The organism is Verrucosispora sp. WMMD573 (genome assembly GCF_027497175.1).
Classification (GTDB): Bacteria; Actinomycetota; Actinomycetes; order Mycobacteriales; family Micromonosporaceae; genus Micromonospora.
Map to the genome: position 1 here is coordinate 5,332,194 of NZ_CP114901.1, position 24,168 is coordinate 5,356,361.

The following is a 24,168-nucleotide window of genomic DNA, read 5'->3' on the forward strand; positions in this document are numbered from 1 at the left end:
GCTATTTCCACGTGCCAGCCGAATGGCACGCGACCGCAGGTGCCCTACGTCAGCAGTTGGAGCGCTCGCTGACGAACGTCGACGTAGCGCTGGTGCACGTCCGGAGTGCCGGTGGCGGTCGCCTCGTCGGCAGCGACCGGCCACTGCGGGGGTTCGGTCCGACCTGACAACGCCCAGGCGGCCTGGCGTGCCGCGCCGAGCGCGACGTACTCGGCAGGTCTCGGCACGCTCACCGGCACGCCGAACAGCGCCGGCGCGACCGCCCGCACCGCGCGTGACCGGGCCGCGCCGCCGATCAGCAGCACCCGGCCGACCGGGACGTCCTGGGCGCGGAGGGCGTCGAGGGCGTCGGCGAGACCACCGAGCATCCCCTCCACCGCGGCCCGCGCCAGATTCGCCGCCGACGCGTTCGCCCGGGTCAGCCCGGCGAGCAGGCCACGGGCGTCAGGCAGGTTCGGGGTGCGCTCCCCGTCCAGGTACGGCAGGAGCGTCAACCCGTCCGCGCCAGGTGAGGCCGAGAGCGCCAGCTCGTCGAGTTCGGCAAGGGACCGGCCCAGCAGATCAGCGACCGCGACCAGCACCCTTGCCGCGTTGAGCGTGCACACCAGCGGCAGAAACCCGCCCGTCGCGTCGGCGTAGCCGGCCACCAGCCCGCTCGGGTCGGCGGTCGGGACCTCACTCAGGCCGAACGCGCAACCCGAGGTGCCCAGCGACACCACCACGTCGCCAGGTCGCAGGCCGACGCCGAGGGCCGCGCCCATGGTGTCGCCGGTGCCGGCGGCGAGTATCGCACCGGACGCGGTCTCGCCGACCGTCTCGGCCGGTCCGGCGACCCGAGGCAGCGCCACGTCCCGACCGAAGGCGAGCCGCACCAGGTCCCGCCGGTACTGCCCCGTCGCCGGTGACCAGTACCCGGTGCCGGAGGCCTCACCGCGATCGGTAGTCGGCTCTCCCCCGCCCGCGCGCAACCGATGGGTGAGCCAGTCGTGCGGCAGCAGCACCGTGCTGGTCCGGGCCGCGAGCTCCGGCTCGGCGCGAGCGAACCAGCGCAGCTTGGTGACCGTGAAACTGGCCACCGGCACCAGCCCGACCGCGTCGGCCCACGCCTGCGGGCCACCGAATTCATCGGTGAGGTCGACCGCGGCGCGCGCCGAGCGGGTGTCGTTCCACAGCAACGCGGGACGCACCACCTCGCCAGCCTCGTCGAGGCAGATCATGCCCTGCTGCTGCCCGCCGACACCGATCGCGGCCACACCGTCCAGCAGCCCGGCGCTGGCCCGCTCGAAGGCGACCCACCACAGGTGCGGGTCGACCTCCGTCCCGTCGGGGTGCGGGGCGCGCCCCTCGCGGAGCACCTCGCCGGTGTCCGCGTCGCACACCACGACCTTTGTCGACTGGGTGGACGAGTCGACGCCGGCTACCAGTGTCATCGCACGCTCCACAGGGGTCGGTGCCCGTAGGTCGAAGGCACTCGGACGATGCCGTCGCGCCCGACTCTACGTGCGGCCTCCAACCCACGCACGTGCCCGGCGGTGAGCCGTACGGCCGCTCAGGGAACGATCACCACGCCGCCCACATGTCCGGGTACCGCACTAGTCTGCCGTCATGGCGAGCGCTGAACTGGATGAGTTGATCGTCGCGAACGCCGACGCGCTGCGTGCCTGGTTGTCGGCCAACCACGCCACGTCGCCCGGCGTCTGGCTCGCCCTCACCAAGAAGGGCGGCTCGGTCACCACGCTGACCTGGCAGCAGGCGGTCGACGAGGCCCTGTGTTTCGGTTGGATCGACGGGCAGGCCCGGAAACGGGATCACGAGACCTCCTGGATCCGGTACACCCCGCGCCGGCCCCGCAGCTCCTGGTCTCAGCGCAACGTGACCCATGTGGCCCGGCTGGAGGCACAGGGGCGGATGCTGCCACCGGGCCGCGCCGCCGTGGAGGCCGCGAAGGCGGACGGCCGATGGGCGGCCGCGTACGCCCCACCGTCGGAAGCCGAGGCGCCGGCCGACCTCCTGGCCGCCATCGCGGCCGACCCCGCCGCCCAGGCCATGTTCGACGTGCTCACCAAGACCAACCGGTTCGCTCTCATCCACCGCCTCACCGCTGTGAAGCGGGCCCAGACCCGGGAACGGAAGATCGGCGAGTTCGTCGCCATGCTGGCCCGCCACGAGACGTTCTATCCGCAGAAGGCCCGACCGCAGCCCACACCGGCGGACTGAACTTTCTCAAAAGAATCTTGGCGTGCCTGTCGATCGGGGTGGGTCCTCTTCGTAGCTCTGGTGAGAGCCGGGCGACACTCCTCCTGGAGGGGACCATGAGCACCGCCACGAACACCACCCGCGCCGCCACGTCGGCCGCCGGTGCGCTGATCGGAACCGGCGTCGTCGCCACGGCTGCGGCCAGCGCCGCCACGATGGCCGTCGCCGCCGCCGGCAACGCGGCCGGGGTCAGCCTCGACATCGGCCCGGCGCTGCTGATGCTCACCCACCTAGTCGCGGCCGCGATCGTGATCCCCGCTGTCGCGCGCCGCCTGGCCGCCTGACCACACCCACCCATCGAGTTACCGGAGGATCGTCATGAAGCAGTACCTGCTGTCCGTGCATTTCGTCGAGGGCGCGCCGGAGCCGTCCGACGAGGAGATGCAGACCATGTTCAGGGAGACCGCTCGGGTCAACGACGAGATGCAGGCCGCCGGCGCCTGGGTCTTCGGCGGCGGGCTCCGGACGCCGGACAGTGCCACCGTCGTGCGGATCGAGAACGGCGCCACCACCATGAGCGACGGGCCGTTCGCCGAGACCAAGGAACACATCGCCGGCTTCTGGGTCATCAAGTGCGCCGACCTGGACGAGGCGCTCGCCTGGGCCGAGAAGTGCGCCGCAGCCTGCGGCCCGATCGAGGTCCGCCCCTTCGACGACCTGTCCCAGGCCTGAATCGGAGCCGGTCACCCGACATGGACCTGGCGAGCGTCTACCGCGCGGAGTACGGCCGCTGCGTCGCCACCCTGGCCCGCCTCCTCGGCGACATCCACCTCGCCGAGGAGGCGGTGCAGGAAGCCTTCACCACGGCGCTGCAGAAGTGGCAGACCCTGCCGCCGAACCCCGGCGCGTGGATCGTGACCACCGCTCGGAACCGGGCAGTCGACCGGCTCCGCCGGGAGACGACCCGCGAGGCCCGGCACGCCGAAGCCCTGCTACTGCACCAACCGGACGAGCCCCAGGAGGTGGGACCGGTGCGCGACGACCAACTGCGGCTCATCTTCACCTGCTGTCACCCGGCGCTCGCCCCCGACGCGCGTACCGCCCTCACGCTCCGGCTCCTGGGTGGCCTCGACGTACCGGAGATCGCCCGGGCCTACCTGATCCAGGAGTCGACCGTCGCCCAGCGGATCGTGCGCGCCAAGAAGAAGATCCGCGACGCCGGCATCCCGTACCGGGTACCCGCCGAACACGAGCTGCCGGATCGGTTACCGCCCGTGCTCACCGTGCTCTACCTGATGTTCAACGAGGGCTACACGTCCACCACGGGGCCACTGATCAGGACGGACCTGTGCACCGAGGCGATCCGGCTCGCCCGCGAGCTCGCCACGTTGATGCCCGACGAGCCCGAGGTGCTCGGCCTGCTGGCCCTGCTGCTGCTGACCGAGGCACGCCGCCCCGCCCGACTCGGCCCGACCGGGGAACTGGTTCCGCTCGCCGATCAGGACCGGTCGTTGTGGGACCGGGCCCTCATCGCCGAGGGCCACGACCTGGTCCGCCGCTGCCTGCGGCGCAACCGGCCCGGGCCGTACCAGATCCAGGCCGCGATCAGCGCGGTGCACACCGACGGCACCGCCACCGACTGGCCACAGGTCCTGGCACTGTACGACCAACTGCTCGCGCTGGCACCGACCCCGATCGTCGCGCTCAACCGTGCGGTCGCGGTGGCCGAGGTGCACGGGCCGGCGGCGGCTCTCGCCGCGTTGGAGCACATCGACCTTCCCGGCTACCACCGGCTGCCCGCAGCCCGCGCCGAACTGTTGGCCCGGCTCGGCCGCGACACGGAGGCCCGGGCGGCCTACGACGAGGCCGCGGCACTGGCCACCAACGAGACCGAACGCGCCTACCTCCACCGGCGTCGGACCGAACTCACCAGTACGGGGAGAACCCGATGACCGTCACCTACACCTTCGACGTCTTCGCCAGCCTCGACGGCTACGGCACCACCAGCGGAGACTGGGGCGGCTACTGGGGCAATCAGTGCCCCGAACTGCTCGCGCACCGCCTCGCCGCGTACCGCCCGGAGCACCGCATGCGCACCAAGGAACTCAGCTACCGCCCCGCCCTGCACGTCTGACTCCGCCCAACCCTCGGGCCCAGAGCCTCGCGGCTCCTGCATCACGGCTATCTGTCAGGGCTCTGTCAGGTATGCGCGCGGCACGACGCCTTCCTGCTCGAATCAGGGCATCGCCTGGATCCGCGTGGGGGAAGGATTCACGTGCACCGCAGCGCAGATGTGGATGTGATCTCCGAGGAGCACAACGAGCAGGTAAGAAGGCTCGACCCGTTGCGGTTGGACGACGAGCTTCGGATGTTGCCCAGGTTGAACAGGACCGCTGACGTCGCCGCGATGGTACGGATGCTCGGCGCGGCGCTCCCCTCGGCGGAGCGCATCGCGGCCTTCACCGCCGCGGAGTGTCTCGCCGCCATGCGTGATCTGGGCATGTTCCTCGGAAGCCTGCAACGGCACGGGGTGTCCGCCTTCGAGGCCGTGCCGGGCGCGACCACGACGTTCCAGCTGCTGGGGCACCGTACGGGAATGATTCCGCGGGACACGGTCTACCACTACACCTCCTGGAATCCGACGGGTGGGCGGGAACGGCTCTACACGGGCCACCCGATGGAGCGCAGCCTGATCAACGCGGTGCGCACCTGCGTACCGAGCCTCGCCCGGTCGGTCGACATCGGATGGTCGCTGATGCACGAGGACCCGGCTGCGCCCGTCCACGCGGAACGGATGGCGTCACTCGCCTCGCACATCGCGGTGGCGGACACGGTCATGAGCGGTATCCGGACGAAGGTCACCCCCGAGTTCTTCGCGCGGATGCTCAGGCCGTTCTACGAGGACGTCCGCGTTGCCGGGCGTACGTACATGGGGCCGGCGGCGGCCCACATTCCGATCTTTCTCATCGACCTGCTCCTGTGGGCCTCGGACCGGGGCAGCCCGGGATATCTGCAGTTCTGCCGTGAGGTGTCAGCGCAGACCCTGCCGCAGTGGCAGGAGCGGTACGCGCAGTGGGCGAGCATGCCATCCATCACGTCCCGGGTCGTCGCGGCACTCGGAACCTCCGGCCCACCTGCCGCGGACGAAGTCGTCGAGGCCAGTGCGAGGAGCCTGCGGCGAGCCCTGCAGACGCTCACGTCGTTTCGCGGAAAGCACCTGGTGATGGCGCGACGTGCCTATCACGAGGAACTCCGGCTCTACGAGCTGGGCAGTGGCGGCGGGAGTGTGGGGCTCCTCGAGGAGATTCTCGCCCTCACCAGACAGAACCGCGCCCTGCTCAACGCCACCGCTGCGCAGCGGGTGCAACTGCCATGACGTACCCGGAAGGTAGGACGCCGACGATGGAGATCACCGTAGTGGGGGCCGGAGTCGCGGGCCTGGCCACCGCGCTCAGCCTGCACGCCGCGGGCTTCGACCGGGTCACCGTCTTCGAGGCGGAGCCGCACCTGCGTCCGCACGGGCTCGGCCTCAACATCCTGCCCAACGCCGTTCGGGAACTCGCCGAACTCGGTCTGCTGGACGAGTTGCAGCAGCACGCGATCCGCACCCGGGAACTGGCGATGTACAACCCCCGTGGGGACCTCGTGTGGCGCGAGGATCGCGGCACCCGGGCGGGTTACCGATGGCCGCAGCTTTCGATCTCCCGAGCCCGGCTCGTGACGGTGCTGGCCGGCGAGGTACGGCGGCGTCTGGGTGACAAGGCCATCGTCACCGACGCACGGCTCGTCGGCCTGCACAGCGAGCCGGGTCGGACGCAGGGGACCTTCATGGACCGGGACGGCACCACGCGTACCGTCGACACCGGGTTCCTCATCGGCGCGGACGGCATTCACTCCGCTGTCCGCGCGGCCTTCTACCCGGCCGAGGGACCGCCCCCGGCCAACGGCATGACGATGTACCGAGGGACCGCCTGGGGCAGGCACTTCCTGACGGGCAGCACGATGGCAGTGCTCGGCGACGACCGGCGGCGACTGGTGCTGTATCCCATCGACAGGGACAACGTCACGAACAAGTCCCTGATCAACTGGGTCGCGGCCTTCCCTGACGAGGAGGCCGACCCGTTGCCGCACGAACGGACGGCCGCCGACCGGCGCGCGGCCGTACTGCGTCAGTTCGGCAGCTGGGCACCTCCGGGGGTCGACCTGCCGCGCCTGCTCGACGACACGGCGGACGTCCAGCGGTATCCAATGATCGACAGGGACCCGATCCCGCGCTGGAGTTTCAACGACGTGACCCTGGTGGGCGACGCCGCCCACGCCATGTATCCGGCCGGGTCCAACGGTGCCACCCAAGCGATCGTCGACGCCCGAGTGCTGTCGTGGCACCTGGCCAACCAGACCGAGGTACGCAGCGCCCTGCGGGCCTACGAGGACGAACGCCGACCGCAGATGACGCAGCTGCAGCACGCGAACCGCTCTCTCGGGCCCGAGAAGGTGATCACTCTCGCCCACCAGCGGGCACCACACGGGTTCCGGGATGTGCGGGAGGTGTTCAGCGAGGCGGAACTCGCGGAGATCTCCCGCAGCTATGCCCGGACCGGCAGGTTCGATCTGGACTGGGTCAACTCACGACCCTCACTGGACGTAGCACGGCCTCCCGGCGAGAGCGCGGGCACCAGCACGGGCGCGGCGGACCTCACCGGGCGCCACGACGAGTCCAGGGCGGTCAAGGAGACCGGTTTCATCACCGCCGTCATCAGAGCCATGGAGCACGATCGTCCGGACGCCTATCTGGTGGACCGGTACGCGAGCCTGTTGAGCACGCCGGTGTCCCGGAAGATGACGGAGCAGGCGCTGGCCGCCGGCGGCACCGTCGGGTCCGTGATCGTCCGAGCCCGGTTCGGTGACATCGCGCTCCGCGAGGCGACCGACGGTGGCACGGCCCAGGTGGTCTGTCTGGCCGCCGGCAGTGACACCCGGGCATGGCGCCTGGACCTTCCCTCGCGTACCCGGTTCTTCGAGGTCGACCTGCCGGGCCAGTTGGAGGCCAAGGAACGGATGTTGGAGTCGGTCCGGGACCGGCTCGTCTGCCGTCGGTTCTCCCTCGGCGCGGATCTTCGGCAGGACACCTGGCCACAGCGGCTGCGGGCAACCGGCTACGAACCAGACGAACCCACGGTCTGGATCATCGAGGGCCTGCTTCCCTACCTCGAGATCGAGGATTTCACCCGGCTGATCGGCACCGTCCGGAAGATGTCGACGCGCGGCTCGGTACTGCTTGTCGACGCGCCGCACACCGACTACTACACCGATCCGGCCAACGAGACGTTTCTGGCGTTCATGACGTCACGGGGATCCGCGTTTCAGCTCGGCTTCGACGACCTCGGCGACTTCCTGCGCCACCAGGGCTGGACAGCGGAGGCCTACACGCTGCGGCAGCTCTACGCGGGCGAGTGCTCGTGGCTGCCCGCGCCGCCCGAGCGCCTCTGCCCGCCTCGTGACCATCACTGGGTGGCTCGCGCCCATCTCGACTGAGCAGCCCGAATGCCGAACTCAATGCCGTTGGAGGCCAGCATCGTCACCATCCACTATGGTCGGACCTGCAACGGCTCTGGTCCACCGCGGACGCCGACGGCGGATGGCAGGACGCCTGGCCTGCACCGGCTCTGCACAGAGGACACCGTTCACTTCGCCGGCCGGCATTACCAGTGGACGGTGCCGGTCTCGATCCGCGCCCGAGCACCCGGCCCCGCTTCGTCCTCGGTGCCTCCGGACCGCGCGCCCTGAAGGTCGTGGGTCGGAGGTGGCTCCATGACGACCCGCACCGCGGTGCCGTCCCGGGTGCGCCGCGCCCTCGCCCGCGCGTCCGAGCACGGCTTCCAGGGCGCCTGCGAGGACCCGGTGGGTCCGCTGCTGGCGACGTTGGCGGCAGCGGTCCCGCCAAACGGTCGGATCCTGGAACTGGGCACCGGTACGGGTGTCGGCACCGCCTGGCTGGCCGAAGGGCTCGGCCGGCGCGACGACGTCCGGCTGGAGACGATCGAACTGGACGAGTCCCTGGCCGCGGCCGTCCGCGCCGACGACTGGCCGACGCACGTCACGATCCACACGGCAGACGCCGAGGCGTTACTGCCCACGCTGGGGCGGTTCGACCTCGTCTTCGCCGACGCCGTCGCGGGCAAGTGGACCGGCCTCGACCTGACGATCGACGCGCTGGCACCCGGTGGGTCGCTCGTCGTCGACGACATGGATCTGGGGCGCTACACCGACCCGCAGCACCGCACCGCGGTCCTGCGGGTGCAACGGACGCTCACCGACGACCCCCGGCTCGTCACGGCGCGGATCTCGGCCGGCACCGGCCTGATCATCAGCACCCGACGATCTGACCCTCCGCTCCACAGGCGAGATGAGAAGACCCCATGACCACGGCCGTCGCCCCGGCCAGGAGCGCCCAAAATGGCCACGCCGGACCCGGTCGCCATGTTCACCAGCATGACGCCCTCACCGCGGAGCTGTTCGGCCGGCAGCGGCGCCGCGGTCGCGGTCAGCTCGGTCAACCTGCACCAGCGGCACTTCGGTCAGGGCTTCGCGATGGCCGACGCCACCGGAGCACGGCGTCGTCGGCGTGCGTCGGCTTCGGCATGGACCGCTGGCTGCACTGGATCCACGGCTACCTCGGCGACGATCCGCCGCGATGGCCCACGATACTGCGGCGCGAACTGCCCTACGCCCACTGACCGGTGTACGGCCGGGCCGATGGTGACGTCACCGGCTCAGCCCCGCAGGTCAGGAACTCAGCTTGATCCGGACCCGCCTATTCTGCCGACCCTTGCTCTCGACCTTGGTAACGGTCACGCGGCCGATCTGGCCGGTCGACCCCACGTGGGTGCCCCCGTCGGCCTGCACGTCGAGCCCGACGATGTCCACCACCCGCACCTGGGGCAGTTCCGGTGGCGCCTTGAACTGGGTCCGTACCAGGTCGGGCGTTGCGTTCGCCTCTTCCCGGGAGAGCATCCGCACGACAATCTTGCGGTCCGCGGCGATCTCGGCGTTCACCGCATCCTCCAGGCTCTGTTTGAAGCCCGGCGGGATCTCCGGCAGGTTGAAGTCCATCCGCGCCTCGCCGGGCTCCATGTTGCTGCCGGTCACCAGGACGTTGAAGTCGCGGAAGACGGTGCCGCAGAGCACGTGCAGGCCCGAGTGGGTACGCATCAGCGAGCTACGCCGGTCGTCGTCGATCGCACCGGTCACCGTGGTGCCGATCGGGGGTACCGGGTCTCCCGGCGCCGGCAACAGGTAGAGGTCGTCGCCCTTGCGAGTGCCGACGATCCGCGTCTGCACACCCTGCCAGATCAGCACGCCGTGGTCCGGCGGCTGACCGCCACCGCCGGGGTAGAACGCGGACCGGTCCAGCACGATGCCCTGGTCGGGATCCGCCGGATCCGACCACAGGACCGTGCAGTCCCATTCGCGGAGTGTGACGTCTGCCCAGTCCAGCCGTTGGGTCCGGCCGTGGTGATCAATACCCATAGGTTGATGGGGAGGGCGACCGTCGGCGGCTCGCCACTCCGTCCCCCTTCAGCGCTCGTGTGGTCACCTGCACCACGATTATTCGTACGGTGGACACCGAGGACAAACACGCCGGTGGCGCTAAGTGATCAGCCGCAGTACGGCGGCGGTACCGGCACCGAGGGCGACCACGAGCAGGAACGGTGCCCGCAGCAGCGCCGCCACCAGGGCGACGGCGAATCCGGCGGCGCGCGCGTCGAGCACCAGATCGTCGCCGGTGGCGAAGGTCTGCACCGCGACCAGGGCAGCCAGCAACGCCACCGGCAGCAACGCCGACGCCTCCTGCACCTGCGGCTGCTCCAACACCGACTTGGGCACGCAGAGCCCGCACCGCCGCAGCGACGGCGAGCGCCCAGAGCCGTCGGCCGCGCAGTCGCGGCAGCAGCAGGGCGACGAACGCGGCCGGCGCGGCCACGTCGAGTCCGAGTGCCTCCGGGTCGGGCAGCACGTGCGCGCCGAGCGCATCGGCCAGCGTGGCGATGTTCCAGAGGACAAAAACCGAGATTCCGGTGGCCCAGAACGCCAGCCGCGCCTCGCGCGGGTCGCTGCGGGCCGCCGCCATCGCCGAGTACCTCGGCCGAACACCGTCTCGCGCTGACCTGGACGTCATCGCGCCCGTGCCGCCCTTCGTCCGGCTGGTCACGGATTGACGCACGTGGCGGCGGGCATGGTGGCGGGCACCCTGCGCCGGCTGCGCCACGTCGACGCGGCGACGCTCGCTCACGCGAGGTCACCGCGGCCACCTTCGCCTTTCGCGAGTGCCGTTCCGAGCAGGAAAGTACTGGAGCGTTGCCGGCGGGTCGGGTCAGCCCGAGGTAGTCGTTCGAGGCGCGTACCTCTCAGCCGCGCGCGCCTTGGCCTTGGCTGCCTCCACCTCGCGGTCGCGGGGAGGCGCCTTCGTCACGAGGCTGTCCAGCAGGGTCCGCGTGGCCGCCGTGACAGCGCGGACCGCCTCGCCGAACGCCTCCTCGTTGGCCGCTGAGGGCCGTGTCGTGCCGCTGACCTTGCGGACGTACTGGAGGGCGGCGGCTTCGACCTCATCGTCGGTCACCGGCGGTTCGAAGTTGTGGAGCACGCGTATGTTCCTGCACATGCCTCCACCATGCCACGCAGCACCACGAGGGCCGCTGGCGCCGGTGGTGGCCCGGCTCGAACGTGTGCCGTCCCGGTGGACCGGGCGCGCCCACCACGACCAGCGACAATAGGCTCCGCCGTGGCCTGTCCCGATATGCGCGGGCCACCCAGGATACGGGAAGCGTCCTCGACACGTTTTAGATTTACCGCGACCAAGGGGTAGCGCATCGGCGCCTGTCGTTGGAATGATGACCGCCAGCGTATTGCTGATTCCGGCGTCAGCGCCAAACGGAGGGCTTATTCCGTGAAGCACGACCATTCACCTGTTCTGCCAGGTCACGGGGCTACGGACTATGCGCGCTACATGCGGACAGATACTTTGCTCGGCCTACAACGAGCGCCGGACGAGGTGATACATCGCGACGAGCTGCTTTTTCAGGTGGTGCACCAGTCGACCGAGTTGTGGCTGAAACTGGCCGCGGCGGAGCTGGATGAGGCGACCGCTCAGGTGAGGGCCGGTCGGCTACCGGCCGCGGAGGCGCTGCTGGTCCGGGCGACACTCGCGGTCCGCTTGATCACCGACCAACTGGAGATGCTGCGTTTTCTGTCCCCAGTGGACTTCCATGCGATGCAGCCGGCGCTCGGAAACGGTTCCGGTGCGGAGTCGCCAGGTTGGCGACAGGTCCAGGCAGCCAGTCGACAGCTCGGCCGCGCGTTCGACGATCAGCTTGCCGCGAACGATGTCCCGGCAGTCGACCTGTGCCCGGCGGATCCGTCAGACCCGCTGCACCGACTCGCCGAGGCGATGGTGGAGTGGGATGAACGGGTGTCGGTGTGGCGGGTGCGTCATTACCAGGTGGCCCTGCGAATTGGCGGTCATCCTCCCGCGGGCATCCCCGGCAGCCCGGCGAACATGCTGGCAAAACTCGCCGAGCACCGATTCTTTCCCGAGTTGTGGCAGGTGCGGCTGCGCCCCACCACTGACGAATAGTCCTGCTGAGCCTTGCGCATCGGCGGTCGTCCGACATATCCGGCGGCTGTCAGTGAGGTTCATCTCGTCGACTTCGAGGGATGGCACGTGCGTCCGTTGATTCATTGGTTGTCGCGCCCGATCGAACCGCGTCGCTTTCCCTACTCGCCGGTACTGGAGGAGTTTCACCGAATCGGCAAGCATTTCGTGGAAAGGAGTTTCCTCGCCCTGCTCGACAGCGCCCGCCAGGCGGTGACCTGCCAGTCCTCCGGTCGCGACGACGCCGCGACCCGGCAGCTGGCCGCCTTCCTGGACGTCGCACTCGACAAGTGGGACGGCCGCTACGACTACCGCAGCTACCTCGCCCTCCGGCTGCTCCGACTGCCCTGCGGACCAGACGATCCGACCCCGGGCGCGCAGAACGCTGCCCGGCGGCAGGCCCGGGATCGGCTCCTCGTCCGCTTGGTAGCCGACACACTGGCGTTCGAGTTGGCCGCCGCCGCGCACACGACCGGGCTACTCCCGCAGCAGCGACCAGGGCAAGCGGTGGTCGTGAAACGCTGCCGACTCGGTGTCCGAGCCGCCACGCCCGCGCTGGCTCGTCTCGGCATGGCCGAGGCGGTCAGGTCGGACGCCCCGGCCACCACCGCGGCCGAGCTGCACACCATCGCGCGTGACCTGGCACTGCCCGGGGATCCGTCGCTGCGGCTGACCATGTTGCCGGTCCACGTGACGCACGACGAGTACCTGTTCATCCGGGTGCTGCAGGGCTACGAGTGCCTCTTCGCCGGGATCGCCGACGAACTCCGCGCGGCGGTCGCCGCATTGGCCGGGCACACGCCGGGCGCCGCCGCCGACCGGCTCGGGTACGCGGACGACCTGCTGCGCGCCGCAGCTCCACTCTTCTCCCTCGTGGCCACCATGCAGCCCGAGTCGTTCCGCACCTTCCGGCAGTACACCGAGGGTGCCAGCGCGATCCAGTCCCGCTCGTACAAGCTGATCGAGTCGCTGTGTCGCACTCCGCAGGCGGATCGACTGGACTCGGTGGCCTACCACTCGGTGCCGGAGATACAGGCCCGGGTACGCGGCGGCCAGCCGACGGTCGACCAGGCGTACCGGTCGGCGGTGTCCGAGGGCCGGCTCACCGGCGCCGACGGCGTCCTGGTGGCACGGCGGATGGCCGCATTCGCCGGTGCCCTGTCGCAGTGGCGCCGGACCCATCTGCGAGTGGCGGTGTGGATGCTCGGTGCCCAGTCCGGCACCGGTTACACCGAGGGCACGCCGTACCTGGCGGCGAACAGCGCCGCACCGGTCTTCACCGCCACGACCACCGATCCGCCTGCGGCCGACCCGACTGGAAGGCGCTGCGCATGACCCACCCCGAGCACAGCCCCCGTTGCCTCGACGGCGGCACGCACGCCGCCCTGCGCGCCGAGTTCCCGCTGGTGCACACCTGCGTCTACCTGAACAGCAACTCCACCGGAGCGGTGCCCAGGGGCGGTGAGCAGGTGCTGCACGACTACTGGGAGACACTGCGCACCTGGCGCGACGACGTCTGGCAGGACTGGCACATCGGCCTTGACCGGTACGCCGACTCGGTGGCCGCGCTGATCGGCGCGCCGCCGGGCAGCGTGCTCACCGATGCGAATCTGAGCACCTTCCTGGCCCGGGTGGCGTCCTGCTTCGAGTACCGCCCGCCGCGCAACCGCGTGGTCATCACGGACCTCGACTATCCGACGGTGCCGTTCATCTTTCGCGCGTACGGCCGGTATGGGGCCGAGGTCGACGTGGTCGGCACCGGCGGCCCCCACCTCGACCAGGACGCCGTCGAGGCCCGACTCGACGAACGGACGCTGCTGGTGTGCGTGCCCCACGCCAGCTTCACCTCCGGCGCCACCGTCGACCTGCCCCGCCTGGTGGCCCGAGCCCACCAGGTCGGCGCGCTGGTGGTGGTGGACGCCTTCCAGAGCGTCGGGGTGATGCCGTTGGATGTCGGCGCGCTCGGCGTCGACGTGGTCATCGGCGGTGCCCACAAGTGGCTTTGCGGCGTCGGCACCGGATTCCTCTACGTCCGGCCGGACCTGGTGCCACTGCTCACTCCGGCCGCCACCGGCTGGCAGGCCGGCGACCGCGCGCTGACCTTCCGACCGTCATCCGGCTGGGCGACCGGTATCCGTCGCTTCGCCGGCGGCACCCCCTACCCGGTCACCTCCCTGATCTCACAAATCGGTCTGGACCTGCTGCTCGGTGTCGGTATCGACGCCATCCGACGGCATTCGCTGGCGCTCACCCAACGACTGATCGACCGGGCCGGAGCCGCCGGCATCGCCGTGGTCAGCCCCACCTGCGCCACTCGGCGAGGCGGGGTGGTGTGCCTGGACATCCCCGACGGCGAGGCCGTCAAGCGGCGACTCGCCGCCCGTGACGTGATCTGCAGCTGGCGCAGCTATCTGCGGGTCGGCCCGCACGTCTACAACACCCTCGACGAGATCGACCTGTTCATGGATGCGCTGGAAAAGGAGCTGCGCCGGTGACCGTCACCCTCTCACCGCGGGCACTGATGAGCCTGCTCGTCAACGGGCCCAAGGCCATGGACGTCCTGCACACGGCGCTCGACCTGGGACTGCTCGACGCGCTGGAGCCCGGACCGGCCCGCCTCGACGCGCTGGCCACCCGGTTCGGGGTGCTTCCGCTGCGGCTGTACAAGTTCCTCGACTGCATCGAGAGCCTCGGCTTCGTCACCCGCGACGAGCCCGGCGACGACATCGGTGCGACCAGCTACCGGGCCGTGCCAGGGCTACGCGACGCGGTCGACGCGGTCGTCGGGCCGGGTGCCACCGAACGGGACCGGGACCGCTACCCGTGGCGGCAGTTGCACGGCCGGCTGCCCGATAGCCTGCGCGGCGAGGTCAGCATCGACGACGGGTTCGCCTGGCCGCCGAAGACCGCCGCGCAGACCGCGGAGTTCGAACGCAGCATGGCCCTCGGGCTGGGACCGGCGATCGAGACGGTACGCCGGCATTCGCATCAACTCTGGTCGGACCGACACCGCCTGCTGGACGTCGGCGGCGGTGACGGGACGCTCGCCGCACACATCCTCGACAGCACGCCGAATCTGCGGGCCGACGTGTACAACCTGCCAGCGGTGGCACCACTGGTGGCGGCCACCCGGGACAGCCGCGGTCACCCGGAACGGCTCGGCTTCGTCGGCGGCGACTTTTTCGCCGAACCCCTACCGCGCGGCTACGACGCGCTGTCATTCGTCCGGGTTCTGCACGACTGGCCCAACGCCGTGGCCCGCGACCTTGTTCAACAGGCGTACGCGGCGTTGCAGCCCGGCGGGTTGATCCTGGTCTGCGAGGAGTTCCGTACCCCGGACCGGCTCGCCATGCAGTTCTTCTGGAGCTACTTCCTGATCGGCGTCGACAGCAGCGTCAGCCGCCTACGCGAGGTGGACTTCTACACCACCCTGCTCACCGAGACCGGCTTCCGCCACGTGGCGGTGCTGCCCGGCACCTGGGAGCTCGTCATCGCGTACAAACCGACCGGATGACCCGCCACGCCCGTGTTCGGTCACGCCAGAGCCACCGTCGGCCACAGCTGGTGATGCTCAACCGGAGGACGGCGACGACCGCCGGGCGTACCAGCGGCGCCCCGGAGTGGCGGTGACGCCGTGCACCACCGTGCTGGCCACCACCACCAGGGTTCCGGCGGCCCACAGCCGGGGATCGCGGGCCCCCTCCTGCTCGCTGTGGGCGAGATAGAACAGCGCCGACACGCCAATCGGTCCGAACCAGCCGAGAAACACCACGTCCCGCCAGGGCATCCGCAGGAGCGGCCGCAACGCCAGCACGACCGGCAGCCGGCGCAGCACGAGCACCGCGACCGCGAACGCGGCCAGGGGCCAGCCGAGAGCGACCCAGTCACGCCACGGCACCTCGACCCCGAGAAGGAAGAACAACGGCAACACCAGGTAACGGGTCAGCGCGTCGTCGAGTCGCTGCTCTGACGCCCGCGACCGGTACCCGATCACCGCGTTGTACGTCAGACCGGCGACGAACACCGCGAGGATCCCGTCCATGCGCGCCACCCGGGCCACCCCCAGCGCGGCGATTCCGAGCACCAGCGTGAAGACCAGCAGCGAACCCTCGTCCACATCCTCCCGAGCCTCAGCCGCCGTGACGGCGCGGCCAGCGGCGAAACCGACCGCCACGCCGATCACCACGGCACCCACCACCGCCCAGGCCGCCTCCAGAAGACGGCCCGCGGTCGATCCGGAGGTCACCACGGACAGCGCGAGGACGACGAAGACGAAGGCGAGGCCGTCATTGGCGCCGGACTCGCCGCTGATCACCTGCCGCAGCCGCGCCGGAAGCTGCCGCTCCGCCGGCCCCCCGGAGACGACACTGGAGGCCAGGACCGGGTCCGTCGGTGTCACGCACGCGCCGAGCAGCACCGCCAGAGCCAGCGGAAAGCCGAGTACCAGCCAGGCCAGGCCGGCGCTGACCACCGCCATACCGGCCATCGCCACGGCGAGGAGCACACCGACCGGACGAATCACCGACCGGTAGTCCGACAGCGGGAAACGCAGTGCGACAGCCATCAGCGAGATGGCCAGCAGCACCCGGCTGGCCTCCAACGTCAACACCGACATCTGGTGGTGCGGCAGGTCGATCAGCCCGAGCACCGGACCGACCAGTACGCCCAGCAACAGCGCCAGCAACGGCTCACTGACCGGGACCCGGCGGATGGAACTGGACCAGAAAGCCAGCAACACCCCCAAGACCCCCACCAGCGCGTAACTGAGGTGCAGCCGGTCCATCTCCACCCACTACCCCCGTGCCGCCCCCACACACCCGCCCACCGCCTGTTGCCCGACACCGTTCGAAGGATCGTGAACCAGCAGGCATGAGTCGGCGGCGACGGGGGAAGCGGCCAGCACAGCCTGCCCCACCGGGGTACGAAGGGAGTGCCATGACCGCGTCCAGCGAGCCGGCCCGCAGAACCGACACCTCGACCCGCGCCGGCCGGGCCCGGGCTGGTACGGCGGCCAAGACCAGCGCGGCCGCCGCGCTCGCGCTCGTGTTCGGCGTAGCCGGGCTGTTCAGCGTGCTCACCGCCATCCTCGCCTGGATCGGTGTGGTGCTCGCCATCGTCGGCATCGTCCTGGGCGTCGTGGGGCTCAAGATGGCCGCCCGACCCGGGGTGACCGGCCGAGGTGTGTCGATCGCCGGGCTGGTACTCAGCGTGATCGCCCTGCTGCTCGGGCTGGCGCTCGGCGCGGGCATCACGACGTTCCTCAACAACGAGGGCGCGGTGGACCGGCTCCAGCAGCAGGTCGACGACCTCCGTGATCGACTTGACCGCTAGCGTCCGGACCGGACGATAGACGTCATCGAGCCGATCAGCCCCGCGCCGGGACCATCCGCGGGCGCGGCGGCCGGGTCAACGCGAAGTACGACGCGACGGCCAGCCCCCCACAGCGTGTAGCCGCCCATCTCCAGCAGCAGAGGCAGGGCCGCGCCGCCGAACTCACCACGGATCCAGGCGGTCATCCCGGGGATGCCGAAGTACGTGGTCAGGCTCGCCCCGATGAACACGCCGGTGCCGGGCACCAGCCACGAGGCACCGGCCGACCGCGTAGCGGCCTCACCCAGACCGGCCAGAGCCGGCCCAGCGGTGTGCCAGGGCTAGCGGCAGCAGCGTGCCGGCCAGGCTCAAGCGATCCCACGGCCATTCGCGCCGCGCGCCGTCGCGGCCTGACCATCGCCGGCATCTGCGCCGGAACCATGCTCCTGTCGGCGTCCGGACTCACCGCCAGCCCCCTGAATCCCCCATCACCGGCCGGTGGACGATCTTCGGACCCAGGGCGGCCTCGTCACCGACACCCGGGTGGTCGACGACGGCGACCTCGTCACCGCCCGCCTTCGGGATGAGTTTCTTCGTCGCCGGTCGCCCACCTGGCGACGACTCCTCGGCGTCAGGCTGCTGTCGACCGTTCCGCGGCCGCACACCGAACCCGCTGTCGCGCGCGGACGGAGCGGCAACCCCTGACGTGGTGGCGAAGGCTACCGGTGCGTCGAACGCGGCACGGCGAGCGGCCCGGCGGAGCGCGGCCAGGACGGCGGGGCCGACCAGGACGATCGCCACGGTGGTGGTGATGGCGCGGCCGGTGTCCCAGCCGAAGGTGGAGGTGACGGCGGTGAACACCGCGAAGCGGTGCAGATTCTCCAGCACCGGCGCACCGGCCACGTAGGACAGTTGGGTATCCGCGCCGGTGCTGAATGGCCAGAACCACAGGTTCATCAACAGCCCGTAGCCGTAGGCCGCGACCGCGCCGTAGCCGGCCAGCACGGCAATCTCGGCCCGCCCCCGCAGCCGGGCCGGCAACAGACCGGCGCCGAGACCGATCCAGGCGGCGGCCAGCATCTGGAACGGCAGCCATGGACCGACACCGGCGGTGAGCAGGGCGGACGCGAACAGCGAAATGGCACCGAGCAGGAACCCGAAACCGGGCCCGAACACCCGACCGGCGAGGATGAGCAGGAAGAACACCGTCTCGATGCCAGCGGTACCGGCGCCCAGCGGCCGTAGGGCGGCGTTGACGGCGGCGAGCACGCCGAGCATCGCCAGGGCCTTGCTGTCCACGCCACCGGAGCTGAGCTCGGCCAGCACGAGGGCCAGCAGGACCGGGAGTACGACGATGAAGACCAGTGGCGCCTCGGTGGTGCGGGCCATGCTCTCGGGCTGGGCGGGCACGAAGAACGGCCAGCTGAAGGTGGCCAGTGCGGCGACGGAGGCCAGGGCGAGGACGACGGCGGTACGCGGGGCGACCCGCAGGGCGGTTGTCATCCTCTCGTCCCTCGGACGGCCAGCGCGGCGGTGACCTGGTCCACGGTCAGCCAGGGCTGGGGTGCCAGCACCTTGGCGACCTGCGGAGCGAACGCGGGTGAGGCGAGCATGACCTCGGCGGTGGTGCCGTCGGCCACGATCTCCCCCTGTGCCATCACCATGACCCGGTCGGCGAGGGTGGCGACAAGTTCGACGTCGTGGGTGGCGACCACGACCGCCCGCCCGTCGGCGGCCAACCGTCGGACAATGGCGGTGAACTGCCGTTTGGCGAGATAGTCGAGGCCCCGCGTGGGCTCGTCGAGCAGCACGACCGGTGGTGCGGCGGTGAGCTGGACGGCGAGGGCGAGGGCCAGCCGCTGCCCTTCCGACAGGTCACGTGGATGCTGGTCGCCGGGCAGGGCAGGGGTGAGCTGATCCAGCAGTGCCCGGCAGGTGCCGGCAGGTGCGTCGGATTCGCGGTCGGCCTGGACGCACTCGGCGTCCACCGTCTCCAGGTAGAGCAGGTCTCCCGGAGTCTGCGGGACCAGCCCGACCTGTCGCCGGGCCCGGCCGGCGGAAAGTGACCTCGGGTCGACGGCACCGTCGGGGCCGGAGGCGACGACCGTCCCGCCCTGTCGAGGGCCGCTGCCCTGCAACGCCCAGAGCAGGCTGGATTTGCCCGAGCCGTTGCGGCCCATCAGCGCGACCACCTCGCCGGGATGCAGATCGAGGTCGACGCCCGCCACCGCGACGGTGCCCGGGTAGCGCACCACGATCTTGCGGGCGGCCAGCGCTGGGGTGCCACCACGTGCCGGTGCCGCTGGTGGTGGGGCGGCGTCGACGAGCCGCTGCCGGAGATCCGACGCGCGGCGGCGGGCATCACGGACGGACAGCGGCAGCGGTGTCCAGCCGGCAACACGCCCCAGGTCGACAAGGGGCGGGGCGAGGTCGATGTCGGCCAGGACGGCGGCCGGTTCGCCGTCGACCACGGTGCCGTCGCCGGGCAGGTAGAGCAGCCGGTCCGCGTACTGCACGACGCGTTCGAGGCGGTGTTCGGCCACCACGACGGTGACGCCGAGGTCATGGACCAGGCGGGTGACGGCGGCGAGGACCTCTTCCGCCGCGGTGGGGTCCAGGGCGGAGGTCGGTTCGTCGAGGACGAGCACCTGCGGGTGGCTGGTGAGCACCGCGCCGATGGCGACGCGCTGCTGCTGCCCGCCGGAGAGGGCCCGCAGCGGACGGTCACGCAGCTCGGCGATGCCGAGCAGGTCGAGGGTCTCCTCGACACGCTTGCGCATCACCGCGGCGGGCAACGCGAGCTGTTCCATGCCGTAGGCCAACTCCTCCTCGACCGTGTCCGTGACGAAGCCGGCGAGGGGATCCTGACCAACGGCTCCGACGACGTCGGCGAGATCGCGGGGAGGGTGGTCACGGGTGTCACGGCCCTGCACGGTGACGGTGCCGTACAGGGTGCCGCCGGTGAAGTGCGGCACCAGCCCGTTGACGGCCCGTAACAGGGTCGACTTGCCGGCGCCGGTGCGACCGACCACCAGGCACAGCTCTCCCTCGGGAATGTGCAGGTCCACCTCACGCAGCATCGGTTCTCGGGCCTCTGCGTAATGGACGGTGACCCGGTCGAAGTCGATCATCGGTGCGCCTCCGGCTGCGGGTCGCGACTCGGCGCGGTGCGGGTCAGGTCGTCCGGAGGGCTCGCCACCGGTCGTGGGGTGCGGTCGGCCGCCAGCACCGGGGGTGGTGCCAGCCAGCCCGGGGCCACGGCGAACACGACGGCCAGGAGCATCAACGGGGTCAGTTCGGGCCAGGTGAGTGGGCTGACCGGCGGATAGAGCCGGGCCGGGTCCACGGACCCGGCCGCCATCATCACGGCGGCGGTGGCCACGCCGCAGCCGGCGACGACGAGCTCGGTGATCCGCCAGCGGTCCGGCCGGTAGCGGCTACGGAGGACCTGGCGGCCGGCCAACAACATCCCGACGACGGCCGTCGCCAGGCCGGCGAGCAGCATCGGCAGGCCAAGGTAGCCGGGCACGGTGGCATCTAGCAGGCCGTAGGTGCCGACGCAGACACCCACCAGTCCGGCGAGCACCAGTCCTCCGGTGAGGGCACGCTGGCCGGCCGGAACCGCGGCGGTGCGGCCGTAGCCGCGTGAGTCCATCGCCGCGGCCAGGGCCAGGGATCGGTCCAGGGCGTCGGCCAGCACCGGCAGGGCGATCCCCCGCAGGGCACGCAGGCCCTTTGCGGTGGCGCCACGTAGCCGGCGGGCCCGACGTACCCGCAGTACGCTCTCAATCAGTTGCGGGGCGACCGACAGCGCGACCACCACGGCGGTGCTGACCGCGTACAGGGCACCGGGGACCGCTTTGAGCAGGCGCTTCGGGTTGGCCAGGGCGTTGGCGGCGCCGAGGCAGATGAGCATCGTCGCCAGGCGCAGTCCGTCGTAGAAGCCGCCGAGGAGTTGTTCGGCGGCGACCGGCCCGAACAGTCGGATGCCGGCCGCCCAGGCGGGCAGCGGGATCTCTGGCAGGTGCAGCAGGACATGGTCGCCCTGCCCGCCCCCGAAGACGAGGCGGAACACCACCCGCATGGCCACGATCACTGCACCGAGCACCAGGTACAGCCGGAACGCGAACGCCCAGGGAGCATCAGTGCGGCGACGGACGACCACCAGCGCGGCGGCAGCGACGAGCAGCGCCAGGGGCAGCGGATTTGTGGTGTGGTTGGCCGCGGTCGCCAGACCGAGCGCCCACAACCACCACGCCCCCGGATGCAACGCCCGAGGTAGCCGCCCGGTACCCGGCGTGACGGACCGAGCGGCCTGCGCTGCCTCCGTTGCCAGCAGGGAGCCCTCGCCGGCGGTGGCCTGATCAGCCATCCGGCTCGACGCCCCGCCGACGACGGGCCGCGACGAGACCACCACCGGCGAGCGCGACCAGCAGAAGCAACCCGGCGAGGGTTCCCAGTGGAAGTCCGTCGGTGTCGCGGCTGGCGGTGACCTCGGTCGGTGGGAACGAGTTGCTCGACCCGCTGGACGGTGGGGCGGGAGCGGCCCCGAGCGAGGGCAGGCCAGTGCCGGTGGGCGGCGTCGCTGTCGGGGCCGGCGAGCTGGCAGCCGAGGTCGGGCCAGCTGCGAGGGCTGACGGCGTGCCAACCATGCCGGTTGGTGTGGTTCCGGGCGGGGCGTCAGGTCCACCGGCGACCGGTGGTGCGGCGGTCGGTGGCGACGAGGAACGGGGTGGCGGCGCCGGTGCCGTGGTGCGCGGTGCCGTGGTGCGCGGCGGTGCCGGTGGCGTGGTCTGCGGCGGGGGTGCCGGTCGGCTGGGTGCTACCCCCGGTCGGGGTGCGTTGTCGGCGTTGCGGTTGAGGGAGAACGACCAGCCTTCGAAGCTGCCCGTCGGTGGCTTGCGGTTGAGCACACCCTTGTCGCTGTACGTCCAACTGCCCCCGTTGGGTGCGTGCCAGTACGACCAGTAGGCGCTGGCCGGCGGCGTGTCGACGCACTTCTCCGAGCTGGTCGAGGGTTTGCCCTCGATCCGGCAGATGAACCCCTCGCCCCAGCGCAGCGTGCCGGTGATCTGGAAACCGGCGTTCTTCAACGCGGCCAGTCCGGTGGCCTGGTCGCCGCGCGCGCACCGGACGACCGTCCCGCCGCCGAGTTCCTTGAAGTCCACCACGACGGTGACTCCGCCGGCGTCCGGGCAGTAACCGGCGCTGCCCGCGGCCGCGGCCGGCCCCGGCCCGATCAGGACGCCCGCGGCGGCCAGTGCGAGGGCGGGCGCGGCCCGGGTCGCCCGGGTCCTCATGTGGTGCGCCGGCGGCCGACTACCAGCAGAGCCGCTCCCCCACCCAGCAGCAGCAGCGCGGTGAGCACGTACCCACCGATCGCCACGCCGGTGGTCGGCAGGCGACCCGATCCGCCCGCGGCGGGACTGGTGACCGAGGGAGCGGGAGTCGTCGCCGTGGCAGTGGGCGTGGGCGCTGTGCCGCTCGGCGAGGCACTCGGCGACGGACTGTCGGTGGGTGAGGCAGTGGGCGTCGGCGAGGCAGTGAGCGTGGGCGTCGGCGTGGGCGAGCCGGTCGGTGAGCCGGTGGCCGACGGTGTGGGCTCGCCGGAGGGCGGCACATCAAGACCGATCCGGCCCAGTGATATCTGGGCCAGCCCGAGCAGCGCCTGGGCGGTGGCGCGGCGCCACTGGTCCCGGAAACTCTCGATGATCCCGTCGCGGACCGCCTCGGTCACCGCGTCGGTGTTGTAGGCGATGGCGCCGGCATCGGCCGCCGCGGCGCCACCGGTGGCGGTGGTGAGCTGTAGTGCCGCCAGGGCCTCGGCGGCACGTGCCGCCTCGGCTTCGCGTCCGGCCGCAGCCAGGGCCTGCCCGGCCAGGCCGGTGCTGTTGGAGTTCGCGCCGCTGGTCGGCCCCGACCCGCCGAACGATCCGTCGGCGCGTTGCTGCGCCACCAGCCAGTCCGCGCCGCGCCGCGCGGCCTCGTCCGCACCGGCGGCTTCGGTCGCGAGCAACGCTTGGACGGCCATGGCCGTCGAGTCGACGTCAAGCGTGGCGTTGCCCTGATCGTCGCAGGACGGCGACGGTACGCCGTCGGCGTCGGGGTAGAGCCGGAAGCCGCCGGCCGTGCACTGCTGCCGAATGAGGAAGTCGACGGTCTCCTGCGGCGTGCCGCCGCTGCGCGCCAGACCCAGGACCGCGAAGGACTGGTCGAAGGTGTTGCTCGGATCCGGGCCGGTCTCCTCGGTGGTCCGGCTGGTGATCCGACCGTGCTGGTGACCGGTGTCCGCCCCGGAGAGCAGCGCCACGGTCTCGGCGCGCAGGTCCCAACCGCCGAAGTCGGTGGGGTCGGCGCCGACGGCCGCGGCGACGTAGAGCAGTTTCGCTGTCGCACCCCCGTCGGTGAAACCCTCGATGCCCCAGTCGTCGTAGCTGTTGTAGGACCGCACGTGCGTGGCGATCTGCGCTGTCGCCGCCTGCCGGGTTGGGCCGGCCACCCCGGTGGCGGCGAGGGCGATCACGCCGTCGATGCTCAGCCCCCAGTCCTGCGGACTGAACGGGCCGGGCAGCACGCCGTCGGTGTACTCCCCGGCGAGCCAGGTCGCGGCGTCCCGCGCGGCGGCGGTGTGGGCCGGCGAGGGCGCGGCGGTCACGATGAGAGGGGTGGCCGCGACGATGGCGAGCGCGGTGGCGGTGGCGACGCCGAGACCGGCGCCGACGCGCCGGAGCGGGGACGTGGGCATGAGGGGTGCCTTTCGCAGAGCGGTCGGTGAAGCTCCGGAAGGCGGCGGTATCCGTTCGCGTGGCCGCGATGAGATGCCGTACCTCGGTTACCCGGACTCCACCCTGTAGACCTCGACAGTGGAAGCCGCTCGTCCGGTGCGGGGCATTCCGGCTCGCGAGACAGCTCTCGCTCACGGTTGCGGGTCAGCGTCGGCTTCTAACCGACTTCCCCCCACACAGGACGTATTCAGTTGAGTACCCGACGCGCCGGGTGCCGCCACCGTA

The 24,168-nt window shown here is 71.1% G+C and carries 25 protein-coding genes and 1 riboswitch; of the genes, 14 read left to right on the plus strand and 11 right to left on the minus strand.

What is annotated here, in order from left to right; translation table 11 throughout:
* Nucleotides 1-44 precede the first annotated feature (44 nt).
* The gene (gene xylB / locus O7601_RS24220) at nt 45-1,430 is read right to left on the minus strand and encodes a xylulokinase (RefSeq protein ID WP_281563388.1); all 1,386 of its coding nucleotides are present in this window, start codon (nt 1,428-1,430) and stop codon (nt 45-47) included.
* A 175-nt stretch (nt 1,431-1,605) separates the two neighbouring features.
* Between xylB and O7601_RS24225 the strand changes: the two genes are divergently transcribed.
* The 8 genes from O7601_RS24225 (at nt 1,606) to O7601_RS24260 (ending at nt 8,619) form a co-directional block, all read left to right on the plus strand.
* Nucleotides 1,606-2,217 (plus strand): YdeI/OmpD-associated family protein, encoded by a 612-nt coding sequence (locus tag O7601_RS24225; protein ID WP_281563389.1) that lies wholly within the window; start codon nt 1,606-1,608, stop codon nt 2,215-2,217.
* A 95-nt stretch (nt 2,218-2,312) separates the two neighbouring features.
* The gene (locus O7601_RS24230) at nt 2,313-2,540 is read left to right on the plus strand and encodes a hypothetical protein (protein WP_281563390.1); all 228 of its coding nucleotides are present in this window, start codon (nt 2,313-2,315) and stop codon (nt 2,538-2,540) included.
* Nucleotides 2,541-2,574: 34 nt separating this feature from the next.
* Nucleotides 2,575-2,928, plus strand: a complete 354-nt coding sequence (locus O7601_RS24235) for a YciI family protein (protein ID WP_281563391.1) — start codon at nt 2,575-2,577, stop codon at nt 2,926-2,928.
* A gap of 20 nt (nt 2,929-2,948) precedes the next feature.
* Complete coding sequence (locus O7601_RS24240) at nt 2,949-4,148, plus strand: RNA polymerase sigma factor (protein ID WP_281563392.1); 1,200 nt, start codon at nt 2,949-2,951, stop codon at nt 4,146-4,148.
* On the plus strand, nt 4,145-4,330 hold the full coding sequence (locus tag O7601_RS24245; protein ID WP_281563393.1) for a hypothetical protein: 186 nt from the start codon (nt 4,145-4,147) through the stop codon (nt 4,328-4,330). Before O7601_RS24240 ends, O7601_RS24245 begins: the two co-directional genes overlap by 4 nt.
* 141 nt (nt 4,331-4,471) lie before the next feature.
* Nucleotides 4,472-5,572: a monodechloroaminopyrrolnitrin synthase PrnB family protein gene (locus tag O7601_RS24250; protein ID WP_281563394.1), complete on the plus strand. Its 1,101-nt coding sequence runs from the start codon at nt 4,472-4,474 to the stop codon at nt 5,570-5,572.
* Nucleotides 5,573-5,598: 26 nt separating this feature from the next.
* On the plus strand, nt 5,599-7,731 hold the full coding sequence (locus O7601_RS24255; protein ID WP_281563395.1) for an SAM-dependent methyltransferase: 2,133 nt from the start codon (nt 5,599-5,601) through the stop codon (nt 7,729-7,731).
* 276 nt (nt 7,732-8,007) lie between these two features.
* Nucleotides 8,008-8,619 carry a class I SAM-dependent methyltransferase gene (locus tag O7601_RS24260; protein WP_281563396.1) on the plus strand — a complete coding sequence of 204 codons (612 nt, stop codon included), beginning with the start codon at nt 8,008-8,010 and terminating at the stop codon, nt 8,617-8,619.
* A 363-nt stretch (nt 8,620-8,982) separates the two neighbouring features.
* Here the strand turns inward: O7601_RS24260 and O7601_RS24265 are convergent, their stop codons facing one another.
* Nucleotides 8,983-9,726 (minus strand): alanyl-tRNA editing protein, encoded by a 744-nt coding sequence (locus O7601_RS24265; RefSeq protein ID WP_281563397.1) that lies wholly within the window; start codon nt 9,724-9,726, stop codon nt 8,983-8,985.
* Nucleotides 9,727-9,846: 120 nt separating this feature from the next.
* Nucleotides 9,847-10,230, minus strand: a complete 384-nt coding sequence (locus O7601_RS24270) for an AzlD domain-containing protein (protein WP_281563398.1) — start codon at nt 10,228-10,230, stop codon at nt 9,847-9,849.
* A gap of 8 nt (nt 10,231-10,238) precedes the next feature.
* Here O7601_RS24270 and O7601_RS24275 point away from each other — a divergent pair, with 8 nt between their 5' ends.
* A complete protein-coding gene (locus tag O7601_RS24275; RefSeq protein ID WP_281563399.1) occupies nt 10,239-10,415 on the plus strand; it encodes a hypothetical protein in 177 nt (58 codons plus the stop codon).
* Between the two features lie 155 nt (nt 10,416-10,570).
* On the opposite strand, the gene O7601_RS24280 is transcribed toward O7601_RS24275, so the two are convergent.
* Entirely contained in the window at nt 10,571-10,858 is a 288-nt protein-coding gene (locus tag O7601_RS24280; RefSeq protein WP_281563400.1) for a DUF2277 domain-containing protein, read from the minus strand.
* A gap of 285 nt (nt 10,859-11,143) precedes the next feature.
* Here O7601_RS24280 and O7601_RS24285 point away from each other — a divergent pair, with 285 nt between their 5' ends.
* The 4 genes from O7601_RS24285 (at nt 11,144) to O7601_RS24300 (ending at nt 15,362) form a co-directional block, all read left to right on the plus strand.
* Nucleotides 11,144-11,830, plus strand: a complete 687-nt coding sequence (locus O7601_RS24285; protein ID WP_281563401.1) for a tryptophan 2,3-dioxygenase family protein — start codon at nt 11,144-11,146, stop codon at nt 11,828-11,830.
* Between the two features lie 87 nt (nt 11,831-11,917).
* Nucleotides 11,918-13,183 (plus strand): hypothetical protein, encoded by a 1,266-nt coding sequence (locus O7601_RS24290; RefSeq protein WP_348650214.1) that lies wholly within the window; start codon nt 11,918-11,920, stop codon nt 13,181-13,183.
* Complete coding sequence (locus O7601_RS24295) at nt 13,180-14,343, plus strand: aminotransferase class V-fold PLP-dependent enzyme (RefSeq protein ID WP_281563403.1); 1,164 nt, start codon at nt 13,180-13,182, stop codon at nt 14,341-14,343. The genes O7601_RS24290 and O7601_RS24295 overlap by 4 nt, the downstream gene beginning before the upstream one ends.
* Complete coding sequence (locus O7601_RS24300) at nt 14,340-15,362, plus strand: methyltransferase (protein ID WP_281563404.1); 1,023 nt, start codon at nt 14,340-14,342, stop codon at nt 15,360-15,362. The genes O7601_RS24295 and O7601_RS24300 overlap by 4 nt, the downstream gene beginning before the upstream one ends.
* Nucleotides 15,363-15,419: 57 nt before the next feature.
* Here the strand turns inward: O7601_RS24300 and O7601_RS24305 are convergent, their stop codons facing one another.
* The gene (locus tag O7601_RS24305; RefSeq protein WP_281563405.1) at nt 15,420-16,631 is read right to left on the minus strand and encodes a cation:proton antiporter; all 1,212 of its coding nucleotides are present in this window, start codon (nt 16,629-16,631) and stop codon (nt 15,420-15,422) included.
* A 152-nt stretch (nt 16,632-16,783) separates the two neighbouring features.
* Here O7601_RS24305 and O7601_RS24310 point away from each other — a divergent pair, with 152 nt between their 5' ends.
* Nucleotides 16,784-17,179, plus strand: coding sequence for a DUF4190 domain-containing protein (locus O7601_RS24310; RefSeq protein ID WP_281563406.1), 396 nt, complete (start codon nt 16,784-16,786; stop codon nt 17,177-17,179).
* Here the strand turns inward: O7601_RS24310 and O7601_RS24315 are convergent.
* The 6 genes from O7601_RS24315 to O7601_RS24340 all read right to left on the minus strand — a co-directional run bounded on the left by O7601_RS24315 (nt 17,176) and on the right by O7601_RS24340 (nt 23,903).
* Nucleotides 17,176-17,424: a hypothetical protein gene (locus O7601_RS24315; protein WP_281563407.1), complete on the minus strand. Its 249-nt coding sequence runs from the start codon at nt 17,422-17,424 to the stop codon at nt 17,176-17,178. The genes O7601_RS24310 and O7601_RS24315 overlap by 4 nt on opposite strands.
* 196 nt (nt 17,425-17,620) lie before the next feature.
* Nucleotides 17,621-18,661, minus strand: a complete 1,041-nt coding sequence (locus O7601_RS24320) for an ECF transporter S component (protein ID WP_281563408.1) — start codon at nt 18,659-18,661, stop codon at nt 17,621-17,623.
* Nucleotides 18,658-20,289, minus strand: a complete 1,632-nt coding sequence (locus tag O7601_RS24325) for an ATP-binding cassette domain-containing protein (RefSeq protein WP_281563409.1) — start codon at nt 20,287-20,289, stop codon at nt 18,658-18,660. The genes O7601_RS24320 and O7601_RS24325 overlap by 4 nt, the downstream gene beginning before the upstream one ends.
* Nucleotides 20,286-21,530: a CbiQ family ECF transporter T component gene (locus O7601_RS24330; RefSeq protein ID WP_281563410.1), complete on the minus strand. Its 1,245-nt coding sequence runs from the start codon at nt 21,528-21,530 to the stop codon at nt 20,286-20,288. Before O7601_RS24330 ends, O7601_RS24325 begins: the two co-directional genes overlap by 4 nt.
* Nucleotides 21,523-22,458, minus strand: coding sequence for a hypothetical protein (locus O7601_RS24335; RefSeq protein WP_281563411.1), 936 nt, complete (start codon nt 22,456-22,458; stop codon nt 21,523-21,525). The genes O7601_RS24330 and O7601_RS24335 overlap by 8 nt, the downstream gene beginning before the upstream one ends.
* Nucleotides 22,455-23,903, minus strand: a complete 1,449-nt coding sequence (locus O7601_RS24340) for a prenyltransferase/squalene oxidase repeat-containing protein (RefSeq protein ID WP_281563412.1) — start codon at nt 23,901-23,903, stop codon at nt 22,455-22,457. The genes O7601_RS24335 and O7601_RS24340 overlap by 4 nt, the downstream gene beginning before the upstream one ends.
* Nucleotides 23,904-24,023: 120 nt before the next feature.
* A riboswitch (cobalamin riboswitch) is annotated at nt 24,024-24,167 on the minus strand.
* Between the last annotated feature and the right edge of the window lies 1 nt (nt 24,168).

Coding starts and splice junctions, on each gene's coding strand:
- xylB (WP_281563388.1), bottom strand. CDS start 1,430: ATGACACTGGTAGCCGGCGTCGACTCGTCCACCCAGTCGACAAAGGTC.
- O7601_RS24225 (WP_281563389.1), top strand. CDS start 1,606: ATGGCGAGCGCTGAACTGGATGAGTTGATCGTCGCGAACGCCGACGCG.
- O7601_RS24230 (WP_281563390.1), top strand. CDS start 2,313: ATGAGCACCGCCACGAACACCACCCGCGCCGCCACGTCGGCCGCCGGT.
- O7601_RS24235 (WP_281563391.1), top strand. CDS start 2,575: ATGAAGCAGTACCTGCTGTCCGTGCATTTCGTCGAGGGCGCGCCGGAG.
- O7601_RS24240 (WP_281563392.1), top strand. CDS start 2,949: ATGGACCTGGCGAGCGTCTACCGCGCGGAGTACGGCCGCTGCGTCGCC.
- O7601_RS24245 (WP_281563393.1), top strand. CDS start 4,145: ATGACCGTCACCTACACCTTCGACGTCTTCGCCAGCCTCGACGGCTAC.
- O7601_RS24255 (WP_281563395.1), top strand. CDS start 5,599: ATGGAGATCACCGTAGTGGGGGCCGGAGTCGCGGGCCTGGCCACCGCG.
- O7601_RS24260 (WP_281563396.1), top strand. CDS start 8,008: ATGACGACCCGCACCGCGGTGCCGTCCCGGGTGCGCCGCGCCCTCGCC.
- O7601_RS24265 (WP_281563397.1), bottom strand. CDS start 9,726: ATGGGTATTGATCACCACGGCCGGACCCAACGGCTGGACTGGGCAGAC.
- O7601_RS24270 (WP_281563398.1), bottom strand. CDS start 10,230: ATGCGCTCGGCGCGCACGTGCTGCCCGACCCGGAGGCACTCGGACTCG.
- O7601_RS24280 (WP_281563400.1), bottom strand. CDS start 10,858: ATGTGCAGGAACATACGCGTGCTCCACAACTTCGAACCGCCGGTGACC.
- O7601_RS24295 (WP_281563403.1), top strand. CDS start 13,180: ATGACCCACCCCGAGCACAGCCCCCGTTGCCTCGACGGCGGCACGCAC.
- O7601_RS24305 (WP_281563405.1), bottom strand. CDS start 16,631: ATGGACCGGCTGCACCTCAGTTACGCGCTGGTGGGGGTCTTGGGGGTG.
- O7601_RS24310 (WP_281563406.1), top strand. CDS start 16,784: ATGACCGCGTCCAGCGAGCCGGCCCGCAGAACCGACACCTCGACCCGC.
- O7601_RS24320 (WP_281563408.1), bottom strand. CDS start 18,661: ATGACAACCGCCCTGCGGGTCGCCCCGCGTACCGCCGTCGTCCTCGCC.
- O7601_RS24325 (WP_281563409.1), bottom strand. CDS start 20,289: ATGATCGACTTCGACCGGGTCACCGTCCATTACGCAGAGGCCCGAGAA.
- O7601_RS24330 (WP_281563410.1), bottom strand. CDS start 21,530: ATGGCTGATCAGGCCACCGCCGGCGAGGGCTCCCTGCTGGCAACGGAG.
- O7601_RS24335 (WP_281563411.1), bottom strand. CDS start 22,458: ATGAGGACCCGGGCGACCCGGGCCGCGCCCGCCCTCGCACTGGCCGCC.
- O7601_RS24340 (WP_281563412.1), bottom strand. CDS start 23,903: ATGCCCACGTCCCCGCTCCGGCGCGTCGGCGCCGGTCTCGGCGTCGCC.